This window comes from Allobosea caraganae (genome assembly GCF_003351345.1).
Lineage (GTDB): Bacteria > Pseudomonadota > Alphaproteobacteria > Rhizobiales > Beijerinckiaceae > Allobosea > Allobosea caraganae.
Map to the genome: position 1 here is coordinate 1 of NZ_QQTO01000028.1, position 14943 is coordinate 14943.

The 14943-nt window shown below is 68.3% G+C and carries 14 protein-coding genes; 5 read left to right on the plus strand and 9 right to left on the minus strand.

Annotation, left to right across the window (positions count from 1 at the left end):
* The first annotated feature begins 231 nt into the window (after nucleotides 1-231).
* The 3 genes from DWF00_RS20240 (at nucleotide 232) to DWF00_RS20250 (ending at nucleotide 3701) form a co-directional block, all read left to right on the plus strand.
* Nucleotides 232-1272 (plus strand): DmpA family aminopeptidase, encoded by a 1041-nt coding sequence (locus DWF00_RS20240; protein WP_114832376.1) that lies wholly within the window; start codon nucleotides 232-234, stop codon nucleotides 1270-1272.
* Nucleotides 1273-1350: 78 nt separating this feature from the next.
* Nucleotides 1351-1560 (plus strand): hypothetical protein, encoded by a 210-nt coding sequence (locus DWF00_RS20245; RefSeq protein ID WP_114832377.1) that lies wholly within the window; start codon nucleotides 1351-1353, stop codon nucleotides 1558-1560.
* A gap of 200 nt (nucleotides 1561-1760) precedes the next feature.
* Entirely contained in the window at nucleotides 1761-3701 is a 1941-nt protein-coding gene (locus DWF00_RS20250; RefSeq protein WP_114832378.1) for a hybrid sensor histidine kinase/response regulator, read from the plus strand.
* Nucleotides 3702-3719: 18 nt separating this feature from the next.
* Here the strand turns inward: DWF00_RS20250 and DWF00_RS20255 are convergent, their stop codons facing one another.
* The gene (locus DWF00_RS20255) at nucleotides 3720-3965 is read right to left on the minus strand and encodes a hypothetical protein (protein WP_114832379.1); all 246 of its coding nucleotides are present in this window, start codon (nucleotides 3963-3965) and stop codon (nucleotides 3720-3722) included.
* 336 nt (nucleotides 3966-4301) lie between these two features.
* Between DWF00_RS20255 and DWF00_RS20260 the strand changes: the two genes are divergently transcribed.
* Nucleotides 4302-4601, plus strand: coding sequence for a hypothetical protein (locus tag DWF00_RS20260; protein ID WP_147283834.1), 300 nt, complete (start codon nucleotides 4302-4304; stop codon nucleotides 4599-4601).
* Nucleotides 4602-4616: 15 nt separating this feature from the next.
* Here the strand turns inward: DWF00_RS20260 and DWF00_RS20265 are convergent, their stop codons facing one another.
* From DWF00_RS20265 to DWF00_RS29150, 7 genes are all read right to left on the minus strand, one after another.
* A complete protein-coding gene (locus DWF00_RS20265; protein ID WP_114832381.1) occupies nucleotides 4617-5912 on the minus strand; it encodes a four-carbon acid sugar kinase family protein in 1296 nt (431 codons plus the stop codon).
* 5 nt (nucleotides 5913-5917) lie between these two features.
* Complete coding sequence (locus tag DWF00_RS20270) at nucleotides 5918-7192, minus strand: ribulose-bisphosphate carboxylase large subunit family protein (RefSeq protein ID WP_181832887.1); 1275 nt, start codon at nucleotides 7190-7192, stop codon at nucleotides 5918-5920.
* A gap of 7 nt (nucleotides 7193-7199) precedes the next feature.
* A complete protein-coding gene (locus tag DWF00_RS20275; RefSeq protein WP_114832383.1) occupies nucleotides 7200-7739 on the minus strand; it encodes a VOC family protein in 540 nt (179 codons plus the stop codon).
* A 132-nt stretch (nucleotides 7740-7871) separates the two neighbouring features.
* Nucleotides 7872-9752: a TRAP transporter large permease gene (locus DWF00_RS20280; protein ID WP_114832384.1), complete on the minus strand. Its 1881-nt coding sequence runs from the start codon at nucleotides 9750-9752 to the stop codon at nucleotides 7872-7874.
* Nucleotides 9752-10774, minus strand: coding sequence for a TRAP transporter substrate-binding protein (locus DWF00_RS20285; RefSeq protein WP_114832385.1), 1023 nt, complete (start codon nucleotides 10772-10774; stop codon nucleotides 9752-9754). Before DWF00_RS20285 ends, DWF00_RS20280 begins: the two co-directional genes overlap by 1 nt.
* 94 nt (nucleotides 10775-10868) lie before the next feature.
* The gene (locus tag DWF00_RS20290) at nucleotides 10869-11675 is read right to left on the minus strand and encodes an SDR family NAD(P)-dependent oxidoreductase (RefSeq protein WP_114832386.1); all 807 of its coding nucleotides are present in this window, start codon (nucleotides 11673-11675) and stop codon (nucleotides 10869-10871) included.
* Nucleotides 11676-11754: 79 nt separating this feature from the next.
* Nucleotides 11755-11991 carry a hypothetical protein gene (locus tag DWF00_RS29150; RefSeq protein WP_147283835.1) on the minus strand — a complete coding sequence of 79 codons (237 nt, stop codon included), beginning with the start codon at nucleotides 11989-11991 and terminating at the stop codon, nucleotides 11755-11757.
* On the opposite strand from DWF00_RS29150, the gene DWF00_RS20295 reads away from it, so the two are divergent.
* Complete coding sequence (locus DWF00_RS20295) at nucleotides 11963-13018, plus strand: LacI family DNA-binding transcriptional regulator (RefSeq protein ID WP_114832387.1); 1056 nt, start codon at nucleotides 11963-11965, stop codon at nucleotides 13016-13018. The two genes, DWF00_RS29150 and DWF00_RS20295, sit on opposite strands and share 29 nt — an antisense overlap.
* 199 nt (nucleotides 13019-13217) lie before the next feature.
* Here the strand turns inward: DWF00_RS20295 and DWF00_RS20300 are convergent, their stop codons facing one another.
* Nucleotides 13218-14936 carry a hypothetical protein gene (locus DWF00_RS20300; protein WP_114832388.1) on the minus strand — a complete coding sequence of 573 codons (1719 nt, stop codon included), beginning with the start codon at nucleotides 14934-14936 and terminating at the stop codon, nucleotides 13218-13220.
* Nucleotides 14937-14943: the final 7 nt, after the last annotated feature.

The following is a 14943-nucleotide window of genomic DNA, read 5'->3' on the forward strand; positions in this document are numbered from 1 at the left end:
ACGCTCGACGACCACAACGCCCTCACCCTCAGCAACACCGCGCTCGCATCCCTCACGGCAGACGACTTCCGCTTCGCCGCTTGAGGCGAGACGGACACATACCCAACGACAAAGGAAGGGCGCCCAAGGGGCGCCCTTCTGCATTAACGGGAACGCGCCGCTTTGGCGTTTCGGCGGCGGGGCGATACAGAGCGGCGGAGCCGTTGCCCGCCAGCCACCGAGACCACAGCCATGCCCGCCCGCGCCCGCGATTTCGGCCTCGTCTGCGGCACGCTGCCGCCGGGGCCGCTCAATGCGATCACCGATGTCGCCGGCGTTCGCGTCGGGCACTGGACGCTCCGTGAGGGCGATCTCATGACCGGCTTCACCGCGATCCTGCCGCATGGCGACGACCTGTTCCGCTGGAAGTTGCGCGGCGGCGTCGAGGTGGTCAACGGCTTCGGCAAAAGCGCCGGGCTGATGCAGCTCGCCGAACTCGGCCAGATCGAGACGCCGATCCTGCTCGGCAACACGCTCTCGGTCGGCACCGGCTTCAACGCGCTGGTGACGCGGGCGCTCCAGGCCAATCCGGATATCGGCCGCGAGACCGGGACGGTCAACCCGCTCGTGCTCGAATGCAACGATGGCTTCCTCTCCGATATCCGCGCCCGCGCCCTGACGGAGGCCGACGCCTTCGCGGCGCTCGATGTGGCCGCGGCGGGGCCGGTGGCGGAGGGCGCGGTCGGCGCCGGCGCGGGCATGAGCGCCTTCGGCTTCAAGGGCGGGATCGGCAGCGCCTCGCGCCTGATCGTGCTCGATGGCAAGACCTATGCGCTGGGCGTGCTGGTGCTCGCAAATTTCGGCCGTGCCGGGGATCTCGTGCTGCCGGATGGCCGGCGGACTGTTCCGCCCGAGGCGCCCGCGGCGGGCCAGCCGGAGCGCGGCTCGGTGATCATCGTGCTGGCGACCGATATCCCGATGGAGACGCGGCAGTTGACGCGGGTGGCGCGGCGCTGCGGCGCGGGCCTCGCACGGCTCGGCGCGTTCTGGGGCAATGGCAGCGGCGATATCGCGCTCGCCTTCAGCACGGCTGGGCGCATCGCCCATCACGAGCCGGCCGATTTCGTCGCCATGCAGGCATTGAACGAGAACAGCATCGACGGGCCGTTCAGGGCGGCGGCCGAAGCAACCCAGGAGGCCGTGCTCAACGCCATGCTCGCCGCCCCGGCGACGAGCGGCCGGGACGGGCATTGGCGGCCGTCTCTCGCCGATGCGCTCTCCCGCGCCGATTGAGCGTGCCGGCGCCGGGAACAGAGGCGGCCGTCGCGCATTCCCTCAACTCCAGGGCTGGGGCGAAGGGGGCGCGGAGCCATGAAGACCAGGATCGAGCAGAAGACGGGGGAGACGGAGTCCGGCACGCCGCACTTCACCATCGAGACGGTCGAGGATTATGAGCTGGCGAAGCGCCGCATCGCGGCCCTCGACGACGCCACGCGTGGCGAGGACGAAGAGCAGGAGCACGCCGCGCTGGTGAAGGCGGTGCGGAGCTGGGATGAGAAGCACGACCGCCGGCCGCTGTGACCGGCGCGGGGACGGGAACGAATGTCGCGGTCGGCCGTTGACGTTCAGCCGGCATCGGGCTGGGCGTGGGGGACGAAATGCGCGAAGACGAGGCGGGGAGCGCCTGGCGTTTCGGCAACGCGCTCGCCTGGGCCGGAGGTTTCGGCAGCAGGGCGAGTGACGGGGGTGGCGGCGCCGGTCTTGAGTTGGAAGCGGACAACATGAACAAGGCAGGCCCCGGCATCGCATTCGGAGACGACCGCTACCGCCTTCTCGTCGAGGCGGTGACCGACTACGCCATCTACATGCTCGATGCCGATGGAGCCGTGTCGAGCTGGAACAACGGCGCGCGCCGGTTCAAAGGCTATGAGGCTCACGAGATACTCGGCCAGCACTTCTCCCGCTTCTACACCGAGGAGGACCGCCGCAACGGCCTGCCGGCACGCGCGCTCGCCACGGCGGCGCGCGAGGGCCGGTTCGAGAGCGAGGGCTGGCGCGTCCGCAAGGACGGCACCACCTTTTGGGCCCATGTGGTGATCGACCCGATCTACGGCCCGGGCGAGGAGATCATCGGCTACGCCAAGATCACCCGCGACATGAGCGAGCGCCGGGCGGCCGAGCAGGCCCTGCGCCGCAGCGAAGAGCTGTTCAAGCTGCTGGTCCAGGGCGTCGCCGACTACGCGATCTACATGCTCGACCCGGACGGCACCGTGGCGAGCTGGAACCTCGGGGCGCAGCGCATCAAGGGCTATCGCCCCGACGAGATCATCGGCTGTCATTTCTCCGCCTTCTACAGCGAGGAGGACCGCGCCAAAGGCGAGCCGCAACGCGCGCTCGAAACCGCGCGGCGCGAGGGCAAGTTCGAGAAGGAGGGCTGGCGCATCCGCAAGGATGGCAGCCGCTTCTGGGCGAATATCGTCCTGGACGTGATCCCCGACGATGCCGGCCAGATCATCGGCTTCGCCAAGATCACCCGCGACATGAGCGAGCGCAGGGAGGCCGAGCGCGCCCTGGAAGCCGCGCGCGAGGCGCTGTTCCAGACGCAGAAGATCGAATCGATCGGCCAGCTCACCGGCGGCGTCGCGCATGACTTCAACAACCTGCTGACCGCTGTGCTCGGCAGCCTGGAATTGCTGCGCAAGCATGTCTCCGACGAGCCGAAGCTGACGGGGCTCGTCGATAACGCCGTCAAGGGGGCCGAGCGCGGCATCTCGCTGACGCAGCGCATGCTCGCCTTCGCGCGCCGGCAGGAGCTGGTGCCGAAGCCGGTCGACGTCCCCGTCCTGGTCAAGGGCATGGCCGATTTGCTGCAGCGCTCGCTCGGGCCGCTGGTTGCGATCGAGACGCAGTTCCCGCTGGCGCTCGCCGCCGTTCAGGCCGACCCCAACCAGCTCGAACTGGCGTTGCTCAACCTCGCCACCAATGCCCGCGACGCGATGCCGGGCGGCGGCACGATCACCATTGCGGCCAGGGAGCAGCCCGCCATCGCCGTGGGCTCGCCCGGCCTGCCGCCGGGCCGCTATCTCTGCCTGTCGGTGACCGATGCCGGCGAGGGCATGGACGAGGACACGCTGACGCGGGCGCGCGAGCCGTTCTTCACCACCAAGGGCGTCGGCAAGGGCACCGGGCTCGGCCTGTCGATGGTCCACGGCATGGCCGAGCAACTGGGCGGCCGGCTCGTGCTGAGGAGCGAGAAGGGGCGCGGCACGACCGCCGCGATCTGGCTGCCGGTGGCCGAGCCCGTCGCCGAAGCCTTGCCCGAACGCGTTCCCGCGATGGAGCAGGCCGAGGGCCAGGCGTCATGCCTGCGCGTGCTCGCCGTCGACGACGATGCGCTCGTGCTGATGAACACCGCGGCATTGCTGGAGGATCTCGGCCACGAGGTGGTCGAGGCCGCCTCCGGCAAGCAGGCGCTGGAAGCCCTGCGGCAGGGCAGGCCCTTCGACCTCGTCATCACCGACCATGCGATGCCGCAGATGACGGGCGCGCAGCTCTTCGAGGTCATCAAGCAGGAATGGCCGAGCCTGCCGGTCGTGCTGGCGACCGGCTATGCCGAGCTGCCCGGAGGTGCCGATCCGGGGATGCTGCGCCTGCCGAAGCCGTTCTGGCAAAGCGACCTGTCGCGGATCATCGCGGAGGCGACCAAGCGCGCCCGGCCCTGAGGCCGCCCGCGGCATGCGTCATTCGTCCAGCTGGGCGCCATCCTTGCCGATCACGCCATAATCGCCGGATCTGGCGCCGGGCGTAATCGCGTAGCCTTCCGCGACCAGGCCGCGCCGCAGCAACTCCCGCACGGAGGCGGCGCGGCTCGGCATCCGGTTCGAGAACCGGAAATCGTCGAGCGCCAGGAGTTCGTTCTCGCTGAGCATGATCTGGAGGCGCTCACCGCGTGCGAGGTCGCGGCCTTTCGACGTCTGCTCCGTCATCCCTTCACCCTTGCTTTGCCGAAGTTAACTTACTCATTCAGCGTATATAGCTCATTGCGCCACAATGTAGCAATCACTCATTTGTTCCTTTTGCTCATTTTGCTCCATGGGCGGCGCCAGCGTCAATTGCGTCATGGGGGCTGGCGATGCCGCTGACCCACTCCGATAAGCCTCGTTAAGCGCCGTGGAGTGGGCTAACCTGCAGGCATGAAGTGATGCGTTGCCTGCGACAGGCGCGCAGTTTGGATCGGCCGCCGGGGCCTGGGCGAGAATTCCGAACGACAAGAATCAGCCTCGCTAGGCTGCCGGTTCCGATCAGCCAGAAGGATCGAGACGATGACCCATCATGGGACAATCGTGCTGCGCAGTGGGACGCATATTCCGTTGACCTATGAGCTCACGCCGCCTGCCGCGGACGGGCTCTGCCACGGCAAGCTCCTGGGCGAGCTCGAGCAGATCGACCCCGCCTTTTCGCCCGACCGGCTCAAGCTGGTCTGCGCCGACGGGCTGACGGTCGACCTCTTGATCACGCATTACACGACGCGCGGCGCGACCTTCGTCGGCACGATCGTCCAAAACGGGGCGCATGCCGAGTTGCTCATCGGGGGCGGCAGCAGCGCGGAGTGCACGGCCTGACGGGGTCGCTTCGGCTCAGTCGCGCGCTTCGGCCCGCGCAAAGAAATCGGGCGGGCCCATCTGGCCGCCCTTGAGCACGATGTCGATGCCGTCGAGTCTGATATCGTCGCTATGGGCGCGGCAGAGCGGGGCGCCCGGAACCATCGGCGCACGATAGGACAGGCCCCAGAGGTCGAGCGCCTTGATCGCGAGGCTCGAGGTGTCGCCGCCGCAAACGATTAGCCGCGAGAGCCGCACCCCGGTGACGATCGCGCGCAGCAGCGCGCCCGTCCCGGCCGCGACGCTCTCGGTCGCGCCTGCCGACTGGGCGGGACGCTCGGTCACCAGCATGACGTGGCGCTCCTTGAGGTGCTGCTGCGTCTCCCGCTTCAGCGCTTCGGCATAGGCGGGCTCGCCGCGCAATCTCCCGACATCGATATCGATGCGCAGGAAGCCGCTGGCGGCTTCGACCTGCGCGCGCGTCACCGGAGAGAGGCTGCCAACGAGGGCGAGGATCGGGCCGTCGGGCCGAGGCGCCTGTCCAGCGGAAGCGCCGATATCCGCATCGGCGTTGCGCGGCCAGGAGGTCGCGAGGGCCTGGGCGACGCTGCTCGGGCCGATGGCCAGCATCGGGCCTCCCGCTGCGTGTTGCCAGAGCAGCCTGCCGATCACTGGGAGATCGGCGCAGCGGGAGACGTCCATCAGCACGGCGTCGGGCCGAGCGGCGAGGCTCTCCGCCAGAGTGGCGGCGACATCGCCCTCCTCATAGGCGCGGTAGTCGATGAGCGCGACGCGCTCCAGCCCCTGCGCCTTGAGATGCAGGCGCAGATCCGCCTCGGCCATCGGCGTGACCGGATGGAGGCTCATCGTCGGGTGGCGGTCGATGCGGTGGACCTCGCCGCCGGCTCCCGCCGAGGCGAAGAGGTTGCCGAACAGGCAGTAGCGGCCGAGATTGGGCTGGCCGCCGACGATCGGCAGCAGCGGGTTCGGGAAATGCGGACGCAGCGCCCTTGCCGCGGCGCCGAGGCTGCCGACATGCGGCGCGCTGTCGAAGGTCGAGCAGCATTTGTAGTGCAGGATGTCGAGGCCGAGCCCGGCGAAGAAGCGTCCGGCCTCCCTGAGCTCCATGGCCATGGCGCCGGGCGCCATGGCGCGGGTCGCGCCGGCAATGCCGATGGCGTCGAGTGGCCCGGCGGCGGCAAGCTGCGCCTGCGTCGGGATGCGGAGGAAGAGCAGGGCGCGGAAATCGCGCTCGGCGAGCGTCGCCAGCGTGTCGGTGGCGCCGGTGAAGTCGTCGCCATACCAGCCATAGCGCGGCGAGGTGCGTTCCATCGCGGTCAGCCCGCCACCTTGCCGAAGAAGTCGAGCGCCTGGCGCAGCTCGGGATGGGCCGTTGCGGCCTGCTCCAGCTTGGTGCCCGAGGCGACCGCCGCCCAGGCCTGGCGGATGCTGGCGACGCCGGCTGCCGGCCCGCCGGGATGAGCCAGGATGCCGCCGCCAGCCATGAAGAGCAGGTCGGCATGGCCGATCGCGTCCCAGGTGGCTTGAGCCGTTCCCGCCCATTGGCCGGAGGAGAAGGCAGGCAGGACGCGGTCATCGGCCCCGTCGGTCAGCGGCGTCACGCAATCCTGGGCGGAGGACACGACCTCCTCGTCCTCCTGCGCGAATTTCCCCTGCAGGCCATGGACATGCATGTGGTCGACGCCGGCAAGGCGCCAGAGCACCTGATAGGCGGGGAATGAGATGCCGAGCATCGGGTGGCGCGAGAACGCGCCAAAGCCGTTGCGGTGGCCGTGCAGGGCGAGGTCGGTCGAGCGGCGCAGGGTCTCGACGGCCGAGAAGCCGCACCAGTTCAGGCTCGCCATCACGCAGGTCCCGCCCTCGCGTGCGACGAGGTCGGCATGGCGGCGCATCGCGTCGGTCTCGTCGGTGATGTTGAAGGCGATCATCACCGCCTTGCCGGTCTTGTCCTGATGGCGGCGCACCACGTTCATCACGGCCGGAATACGCTGGGCCAGCGGGGCATGGACCGGATCGGCCGAGATCTCGTCATCCTTGATGAAGTCGAGCCCGGCTTCGCAGAGGCGCGCGACGAGCGCGGCGGTCTCCTCGCTGCTCAGGCCGACATTCGGCTTGATGATCGAGCCGACCATCGGCCCGTTAGTAACGCCGGTCAGCCTGCGCGTGCCGGCAATGCCCTGGCTCGGCATGGCGAAGCGTCGGCGGAAGGACCAGGGCAGGCTGATCGTGTCGAGCCTGAGACCCGTGACCTCGCCGAGATCGTAGAGGTTGCCGGCGACGATCGAGGCCAGCGTCGCGAGGTTGGCGCCGACATTGTCGACCGGGAAGGAGATCGCCACGCGCGCCCGGCGCCATGGCCCGGCGACACCCTTGCGGGCGAGCCAGGCGTTGGGGAGGCTTGGCTGGTCGACGGTCTCCAGCATGGCGACGCTGGTGACGGTGGCCCTCGTGCGCTGGCGCAGCTCGTCGGTCTCGCCGGCGACGCGGGTGAAGGTGCCGCTGGACTGCTCGCCCGCCATCACCTCGGCGACCTTCGCCGGGTCGAGCGGGGTCTCGATCAGGTAGGTGGCTTCGAAACGCTCGCCGGCCATGATCGCCTCAGAGCTTGCTGAGGTCGGGGAAGGGGCGAACCGGGTCCTTGCCGTCCCAGGTCTCGGACGCCTCGCGGATCAGGCGGAACATCTCGCCCTTGGGGCCGGTGACCTCGGAGAGCTCGATCACGGTGCCCGGGTGATAGTAGGTATCGAAATAGACGAAGCGGCCGCGCTCGCCGACCTCGCCGCTCATCACCGACTTGAAGCCCTGCCTGGTCAGGCGTTCGAGATCGGCGTCGTAATCATCGGTCCAGTAGGCGACGTGCTGGAGGCCGCTATGGCCGGCATCGGTGAAGTCCTTGTACATGGACGGCACGGCATTGCGGCACTGGATCAGCTCGACCTGGAGCGGGCCGGAATTGGCCAGCGCCACCGAGTTATGCGGCTCGTAGGCCTCGCCCTTGTAGCGGTAGTTCCTGATCGGGACCTTCGGATTGTAGAAGAACGGCCCGACGCCGAGCACGCGGCTCCAGTAGTCCATCGCCGCCTCGATATCGGGGACGACATAGCCGGCCTGACGGATCTGGCCAAAGAATCGGCTCATGGCGAATGCCTCGCGCTTGAAGGGGGCAGAACTAGATCGACGTGCGTCCTATCGGACGCAAAGTGGCGATCTAGGCTTTTGTTATTGCATCGGATTTTCCGAAAACCGGATTCCACTTTTCGGTCCGATGCTCTAGAGGAAGCCGATGGAGATCCACGGCACGACGGCGACCACGATGAGCCCGATGATGAGGGCGAGCATGTAGCCCCAGATCGGCCCGATGCCTTCGGTCGGATCGACCTTGCCGATCGCGCAGGCGGTGTAGTAGCCGACGCCGAAGGGCGGCGCGAACAGGCCGACGCCCATGGCGAGCACCACGACCATCGCATAATGCACCTCGTGCACGCCGACCGCCTTGGCGATCGGGAACATCAGCGGGCCGAAGAGCACGATGGCGGGAATGCCCTCCAGCACGCTGCCGAGGATGACGAAGGCGACGAGCGAGACCGCGATGAAGGTGTATTTCCCGCCGGGCAGGGCGGCCATCGCCCGCGCCAGGTCCTGCGCGAAGCCCGATTGCGTCAGGCCCCAGGCCATTCCGGTCGCGGTGCCGATGATGAAGATGATCGCGCCCGACAGGGCCGCCGTCTCGACCAGCATCGGCCAGAGCCGCCTGATGTCGCCGACGCGGTAGATCAGGGCGCCGACGATCGCCGAATAGGCGATGCCGATGGTGGAGACCTCGGTCGCCGTCGCCACGCCTTCGACGACGGTCGCCCTGATCACGAAGGGCAGCGCCAACGCCGGCAGCGCGTAGACGAAGCTGCCCCAGATCTCGTGGCTCTTGGCGCGCCGCACGCTCGAGAGGTCCTCGTCGCGGTTGCGCCACCAGACGACGCCGCAAAGCGCGAGCCCGAGCACCACGCCGGGCAGGAGGCCACCGGTGAACAGCGCCGCGATCGAGACGCCGGTGACGGAGCCGACGGTGATGAGGACGATCGAGGGGGGAATGGTCTCGGTCTGCGCGCCGGTCGTCGCCAGCAGCGCGACCAGATCGCCCGGCTTGGCGCCGCGCGCCTTCATCTCCGGGAACAGCACCGGGGCGATCGCCGCCATGTCGGCCGCCTTCGAACCGGAAATGCCGGAGACGAGATACATCGCGCCGATCAGGACGTAGGAGAGCCCGCCGCGCACGTGCCCGAGCAGGCTCGCGAGGAATTGCACCATCGCGCGGGCCATGCCCGTCATCTCGATCAGCAGGCCGAGGAAGATGAAGAGCGGGACTGCGAGGAGGATGAGGTGCGACATGCCCTCGTCCATGCGCCCGGCCAGGACGACCATGGGCGTCCGGGTCGTCAGCGCGAGGAAGCCGAAGGTCGAGATCGCGAAGGAGAAGGCGATCGGAACCCCGGCGGCCACGCAGAAGCCGACCACGAAGACGAAGAAGACGACCAGGTTGAGCTTGCCGAGGGGCTTCAGCACGGGGCCGAGCAGCCAGAAGGCGACGCAAATGACGAGGACCGTCGCGAGTGCGGCCAGGATGGCCCGGGGAAAGGGGCTTTCCAGCACCCGGCGCAGGCTGATGAGCAACATCAGGCCGACGCCGACCGGCAGCGCCGAGGCGCGCCAGGCATTGCTGATCTCGAGCGCCGGCGTGACGACGATCGCCTCGTCGGCCGCGTACTCGATGGCCGGGTAGACGATCATGAGCAGGAAGGCGAGGGCGACCGCGAGCGCGAGCATCTCGAGGAAGGCCCGCGTCCGGGGCGAACTGCTTGCGACGAACGCCGTCATGCGCATGTGCTGGTTGCGGCTGAAGGCCACGGCCGTGCCGATCATCGACAGCCACAGGAAGAGGATGCCGGCCAGCTCGTCCGACCAGACGATCGGCGCATTGAAGACGTAGCGCGCGATGATGTTCGTCAGCAGGATGACGACTTCGGCCAGCACCAGAATGGCGGCGACAGCCTCGAGCAGCAGGTCCAGCCAGCGCGCCGGGCGCGCTATGCCCCCCCGCCAGCCGGCGGGGGGAGGCGTCGCGCTGTCGGCCGAGATGTGATGGCCCGCAGCCATCAGAGCACCTGACCGGCTGCGCTCTCGAGCTGGGCCCAGGATTCCGCCCCGAACTTGCCCTTCCATTCGCTGTAGTAGCCGGCCTTCTGCAACTGCGCGCGGAAGCTGTCGGGCGCGGCCGGGTTGAAGGCCAGCCCCTTCGAGGTCAGCTCGCCCTGCAGGCCTTCGTTCAGCTTGCGGACGTCGTCGCGCTGCTGGAGGCCCGCCTCGTTGAAGGCGGTGGACAGGATCGTCTTCAGGTCGTCAGGCAAGCCGTTCCAGCTGCGGGCGTTGAACAGGAAGTGATAGCCGTCCCAGCTATGGTTGGTCTGGGAGCAGTATTTCTGGACCTCGTAGAGCTTGGCGGTCTGGACGATGGCGAGCGGGTTCTCCTGCGCGTCGACCACCTTGGTCTGCAGGGCCGAATAGACCTCGCTGAACTGCAGGCTGGTCGGCGCAGCGCCGAGCCCCTTGAACATCGCGATCCCCATCGGGCTGACCGGCACACGGATCTTGAGCCCATTGAGATCGGCCGCCGCGGCGATGGGGCGGTTGCTCGTCGTGATCTGGCGGAAGCCGTTGTCCCACATCTTCTCGAAGGTGTGGAGGCCGATCTTGGCGAAGGCCGCGCGGATCTGGTTTCCGAGAGGCCCGTCGACCGCCTTCCAGACCTGCGCATAGTCGTTGAAGGCGAAGCCCACGCCCGTGATCGCGCTGATCGGCGCCACCGTGGCGATGACCAGCGTTCCGGCCGTGAACATGTCGATGCCGCCATTGCGGACCTGGCCCAGCATGTCGGTGTCGCCGCCGAGCTGGTTGTTCGGGAAGATCTTCACCTCCAGGCGCCCTTTGCTCTCGCGGGCGACGCGCTCGGCCGCCTCGGCGGCGCGCACGTTCATCGGGTGGCTGAGCGGCAGGTTGTTGCCGTATTTGAGCGAAATCTCGGGGGCTGCGTGCGCGATCCGCGGCATGCCGAGGACGAGCCCGGCGGCGGGCGCGGCGGAAAGCTGCTGCAGAAAGCGACGACGTGTGGTCCTGGTCATGTGCGTTCCCTCGCTGGATGCATTGCCTTGCTGGCAATTTCTTTCAATTGAAGAATGGTTCTCTCGAAGAGAGCCGTGGGCTACCGTTTTCCCGTCAGTTGCAGCGTGCGTGCATGCCGCCATCGACGAGCAGCTCGACGCCGTTGATGTATTTCGCTTCGTCGCTGGCCAAGAACACGGCCGCGTAGGCGACGTCCCAGCCGTCGCCCATCCGGCCGGTCGGCGACATCTTGTTGCGGGCTTCGACCATCGCGTCGCGATTGTCGTAGAAGCCGGAGATCTGCTTGTAGATATGCGGCGTGTCCATCACGCCGGGCAGGATGCAGTTGGCCCGGATCCCCCTGGGCGCGTATTGCAGCGCCACGCTCTGGGTCAGGCTGTTGACCGCGCCCTTGCTCGCCGCATAGGCGCAATAGGCGTAGCCCGTCCAGCGCACGCCGCCGAGCGCGCCGATATTGACGATCGCGCCGCGCCCCTGCGCGTCCATCACCGGCAAGACCGCCTTGCAGGTCAGGAACATGCTCTTGACGTTGACGGCCATGACGCGGTCCCAGACCTCTTCGCTGGTCTCGACAGGCCCGCCCTGCGAGGTGATGCCGACATTGTTGTGGAGGATATCGATCCGGCCATAGGCCTGCACGGCGGCGTCGACGCTGCGCTGGACGTCGGCGAGGCTGGTGGTGTTGGCCGTGACCGCGATGGCCTCGAAGCCTTCGGAGGCGATGATGTCCCGGGTCGTCGCGGCTGCGGCCTCGTTGAGGTCGACGGCGATGACTTTGGCGCCAGCCCGCGCATAGGCGACGGCGGCGGCCTTGCCGTTGCCCCAGCCTTCGCCGATCGAGCCCGCGCCGAAAACGATCGCGACCTTGCCGTTGAGGCGGCCTGCAAGACCATCGGACACCAGCTCCTCCCCTGTCTCTTTTCTTGACGCTTAGCTGTGCGTTTCGAGGACCATAATAACGGGGCGATGGTGTGGGCAATCAGAAATAGTGATGTAATTTGATGTCTTTTGGGATATTGGGGTGATATTGAGAATCGGTGATGGCGCGGCCCGTGTTGACGCAACGCTGGCTCGGCCGCAGATTGACCGCAAGAAGTGGCGTGAAGATCCACCTGGGTCGCAGGTCGGCTTTGCCGCGATGCGCGATATGATCTGCTCCGGCTAGAGGTTCGAATCGGTAATTTCTGATGTCTTCTGATGAGGTCGAGCGGTCCACCCGCACTCTCCCCCGGCTTGCCGATGTCGCTGCCCGTGCCGGCGTCTCGACGGCGACGGCCGACCGCGCCCTGAACAGGCGTCCCGGCGTGAGGCTCGCGACGATGCAGCGCGTCCTCAGGGCGGCGGCCGACCTCGATTATCTCGTCGATGCCAATGACCGCGCGGCGGCGGCGGTGAAGCCGGTGCGCATCGGCTTTCTGCTGCCGGCGAGCCCGAACAGCTACGTCTCGATGCTCGGCCGTATGATCGGCGCCGCGCAAGACAGGTTCGCTGAGGTCAACATGCGGGCCCGCGTCGACTATATCGAGAGCTTCAAGCCCGAACTGCTCGCCCAGCACCTCAGGAAGGTCGGGCGCGACGTCGACGGCGTCGCCTTCATGGCGCTGGAGCATCCGACGGTGCGCGAGGCGGTCGACTTGCTGGCCGAGCGCGGCATTCCCGCTGTGACGCTGATCTCCGACGTCGCCAACACCAGGCGCGTGGCCTATGTCGGCCTGGACAACCGCTCGGCCGGGCGCACGGCGGGCTACCTCATCGCCCGCTTCATCGGCTCGAAGCCGGCCAAGGTCGCGATGATCGCCGGCAGCCTGAGCTACCGCGCCCATGAGGAGCGGGAGATGGGCTTCCTGCACCTGTTCCAGGAGCTGTTCCCGGCGATCGAGGTCGTCGGCCTGCGCGAAGGCCATGACGAGGAGGCGCGCAACTACCGCCAGACCAAGATGCTGCTGGCGCAGCATCCCGACCTCGCCGGCATCTACAATATCGGCGGTGGGCCGGAGGGCATCGCCCGGGCGCTGAAGGAGGCGGGCCGGCAAAACGAGGTCGTCTTCGTCGGCCACGGCCTGACGGCCGAGACGCGGGCGCTGCTGGTCGAGGGCGCGATGGACGCGGTCATCACCCAGAACCCGCAGGCGACGCTGATGGACTGCATCTCGATTTTCGCCAACCTGCGGGCCGGGAGGCCGGCCTCGCAGGGCGTCGAGCGGCCGCGGACGGAGATTTTTTTGCGGGAGAACTTGCCTTAGGATGCGGCGTCGCGGTGTGTCCCTTCCCCCCTTGCGGGGGAAGGTGGCAGCGCGAAGCGCTGACGGATGAGGGGTCGCGCTGCCCTACCCGATGGCGGAACATGCCATCCGCCGGCATTGGACGTGTTGCGCGACCCCTCATCCGTCTCGGCTTCGCCGAGCCACCTTCTCCCGCAGGGGGAGAAGGGAGGGCGGCCCGCTAGAACAGCACGTCGTCGAGCGCGGCCTTGGCGGCCTTCGCCGGTTGCGCGACCTCGTTCGCGATGCCGCACTCGCGCAGGATGTTGCCGTGGATCGTGCGCTCCGCCGCCATCGTATAGCTCGGCCAGACCTGCTCGCGCAGCGCCGTTGCGACCACGCCGGCATCGGCCTGCGCCAGCAGCGCGCGCGGGACCCGCTCGTCGAGCAGGCCGGCGGCTCCAGTGATGACGTCGCTCGTCGCGGCGGCGTTGGAGAACATCAGCCGGGCCTCGTGGATGATGCTGCCGAACTCGGCGCCGTCGCGGGCGAGCTGGTCGAGCGTGGCGCCGAGGCGCGCGCCGCTCTGCTTCATCTGGTCGAGCGAGTGCCGCATCGTCGAGGCCAGCGCGTTGAGTTCGGAGGAGCCGCGCCCGTCGCGCTGCTTCAGGCCGGAGGAGGCGTGCTGCATGGCGCTGAAGGCCGGCGTCAACTTGCCGGCATCGACCGCGATCTGGTTGGCGGCGGTCTTGAGCTCCTGCGAGATCACGACGAGGCCGCGCCCTTCCGAGCCGAGCCGGGCGGCGCGCAGGCCGGCGTTCATGCCGATCAGGACGATGTCGCGCACCGTGTTCGAGAGTGCCGCCACGGTCTGCTCGAACTGCGCGAGCAGGCCGGTCAGCGCCACGGTGACCTGGTCGACGACGCTGCGCGCGGCATCGCACTTGCGGATCAGGTCGGCAGCCTGGGCGAGCTCCGCCTCCAGCTCCTGGAGGAAGGAGGCGGAGGAGGCGTCCTCGCCGCCATAGAGCGAGTGGCCGAGATCGAGCATCGTGCCGGTATCGTCGGCGAGCACCTGCAAGGTCGCGTCGATCGGCGCGATGTCTGTCTTCAGCGCCGCCGCCGTCTCGCCCAGCTGCGCCGCCTGCAGGGCGCGCAGCACGGCGGCGAGCGCGGTGCGGTCGGCCTCGGAATAGTCGCGGCCCGGGGCCGCGAGGCTGATGGCCAGCCGCAGAGCCGCCAGCGAATGCTCCAGCCTTTGCCGGATGCCGTCGCCCGATTGCAGCGCGATGATGGCGCCGCCGACGGCAGTGGAGATCTTGCGGGAATGGGCGGCCGCGTCCTTCGTCAGGGCCGCGCTCTTGTGGCCGCGCTCGGCAAGATGGTCGAGCGAGTGCTCCAGCTTGCCGGCGAGCGCCAGTAGCGCGCCGCAATAGTGCGTCTCGAAGGCGCGCTGGCGGACCAGCGCGGAGTCGAGCATGTCGGCAAGGTGGCCGTGGTCGCGGGCGCAGTTCTCGACGGTGCGCTTGGCCTTGTCGGTCAGCGCGACGATCTCGTTGGTGAAGTCGCCGAAATCGCGCTGGTTGGACTGGACCGAGACGGCCTCGATGCGGGCGCTGCGGGCGAGGATCGCGATCAGCCGCATATGCTCCAGCAGCCGCTCGAGCGCCTGCGAGGCCTCGCTGCTATGGGTCGCGATGTCGTGCAGGGTGCGGGTCTCGTGCGGCAGGCCCTCGCTGAGGGTGCGCAGGTCGCCGGCAAGGCCGAGCAGCGCGTCGCGCGCCGCCTCCATGTCGCTGCCGGCGAGTTCGCCGGAGAGCGCGGTCAGGCTCTGGTTCAGCGCGTCGAAGATCGAGAGGCCGCGGCCGAGCCGGTCGCCGACGCCGGCGAAGGTCTGGTCGATCTGGCGGGCGCCGTCCGACAGCGAGGTCGTGAGCCGGTTCAGCATGTCGTTGCTCATGGTCCGG